Source organism: Prevotella sp. HMSC073D09 (genome assembly GCF_001814145.1).
GTDB lineage: Bacteria > Bacteroidota > Bacteroidia > Bacteroidales > Bacteroidaceae > Prevotella > Prevotella conceptionensis.
The window spans coordinates 77,365-79,435 of sequence record NZ_KV815124.1 but is presented as its reverse complement, the minus strand read 5'-3'; the positions used below and the strand labels follow the sequence as shown (position 1 = coordinate 79,435).

At 48.5% G+C, this 2,071-nt stretch carries 1 protein-coding gene; it reads left to right on the top strand.

What is annotated here, in order from left to right:
• Positions 1 to 533: 533 nt before the first annotated feature.
• A complete protein-coding gene (gene eno / locus HMPREF2955_RS11790; RefSeq protein ID WP_070723660.1) occupies positions 534 to 1,847 on the top strand; it encodes a phosphopyruvate hydratase in 1,314 nt (437 codons plus the stop codon).
• Positions 1,848 to 2,071 lie beyond the last annotated feature (224 nt).

Sequence of the window (2,071 nt, the reverse complement as noted above, 5' to 3'; positions counted from 1 at the left end):
TCCTAAGAGGGAATTAACTGAATTACCCTAAGTATGCGTGCGAATGTGTTCATGAATAAGGCGTGGCAAGGTATTTTGCCTTCCACGAATGACGTTTCTCCCCTCCTTTTGTATTTAAAAGGTTCGGTTTGTGGAAACGTTTCGGTCAGCAAAGTGTTAGTGGCACACTGGTGCGATGCTGCTTGTACAGGCAATACAAGCATCTGATAGTGTATGTACAAGCAGCTTGTAACGTCACTACAAGTCCATTTCAATTTTGCATCCTGCCTTACACAGTGCCTGTACAAGCTGCTCGTAACGTCACTACAAGGTGGCTTGTATCGTCTCCTTGTGGTGCTATTGTTCGTTGCTTAAAGGCAGTTGTTTGCGTTTATTGCACTTCATACATTTCAAATAGCCTTTACTCTGCAATAAGTTAACTTATCCCAACGGAGCGTATTTATTTGTTTTTCATCTGTTTTTCCAGAGATATTTATTAACTTTGCAAGAGTTTAATACGGACATTTTTTTATTTAATTAAATAAGAACAAATTATGGTAATTGAAAAAGTTCATGCGAGAGAAATCCTCGATTCAAGAGGTAACCCTACCGTAGAGGTGGAAGTGACATTGTGTAACGGCGTGGTAGGCCGCGCAAGTGTACCCTCTGGCGCATCAACAGGCGAAAACGAGGCCCTGGAACTGCGCGACGGCGACAAGAAACGCTACTCGGGTAAGGGTGTTCTCAAAGCCGTAGAGAACGTAAACAACGTTATCGCTCCTGCCCTTAAAGGCATGTCGGTTTGCCAACAACGCAAAATCGACTACAAGATGCTCGAACTAGACGGCACGCCCACAAAGAGCAAGTTGGGTGCCAACGCCATCCTTGGCGTTTCGTTGGCTGTTGCACACACCGCTGCTAAGGCTTTCGGTATGCCCCTTTACCGCTACATCGGCGGCACAAACACATACGTTTTGCCCGTTCCGATGATGAACATCATCAACGGTGGCGCACACTCTGACGCCCCCATCGCTTTCCAAGAGTTCATGATTCGCCCCGTAGGTGCATCTTGCGAACGTGAGGCTATCCGCATGGGTGCTGAGGTGTTCCACGCTTTGGCTAAGAACTTGAAGGCTCGCGGATTGTCTACCGCTGTTGGCGACGAGGGTGGTTTCGCTCCTAAGTTCGACGGTATCGAAGACGCTTTGGACACCATCATGAAGTCTATTAAGGATGCTGGCTACGAACCTGGCAAGGATGTGAAGATTGCTATGGACTGTGCCGCATCTGAATTTGCTGTACAAGAGAATGGCGAATGGTACTACGACTATCGTCAACTCAAAAACGGCATGCCCAAAGATCCTAACGGAAAGAAGCTTACCGCTGCCGAACAAATCAAGTATCTCGAAGAACTGATCACCAAATATCCTATCGACTCTATCGAAGATGGTTTGGATGAGAACGACTGGGACAACTGGGTTAAGCTTACAGAGGCTATCGGCGACCGCTGCCAGTTGGTTGGCGACGACCTCTTTGTTACCAACGTGAAGTTCTTGGAGAAGGGTATCAAGATGGGTGCTGCCAACTCTATCCTTATTAAGGTTAACCAAATTGGCTCGCTCACCGAAACGCTTGAGGCTATCGAAATGGCTCACCGCGCTGGTTACACCACCGTTACTTCGCACCGTTCGGGCGAAACAGAGGACACAACTATTGCCGACATCGCCGTTGCTACCAACTCTGGCCAGATTAAGACTGGTTCGTTGAGCCGCACCGACCGTATGGCTAAGTACAACCAACTTATCCGTATCGAGGAACAATTGTGCTGCTCTGCACGCTATGGCTACGAAAGGCTGAAGAAGCAATAAGCATGCGCGCAATGCCAATGCTTGCCAAATGACTGGTGATAGATGCTGATATGGCATCGCGCCTAAGGCTTTTGGAAGCGTAACAGATAAGATGGGGCGGCCTGTATTGGGTCGCCCCTGTTTTTTATTTAACCCTCATTCCCAGCTCTATCGGCCTCACATCTGCCCCCTACTGGCCTCACATCTGCCCCTACTGGCCTCACCCCCAACCCCTCTCCAAGGGG

Coding starts and splice junctions, on each gene's coding strand:
- eno (WP_070723660.1), top strand. CDS start 534: ATGGTAATTGAAAAAGTTCATGCGAGAGAAATCCTCGATTCAAGAGGT.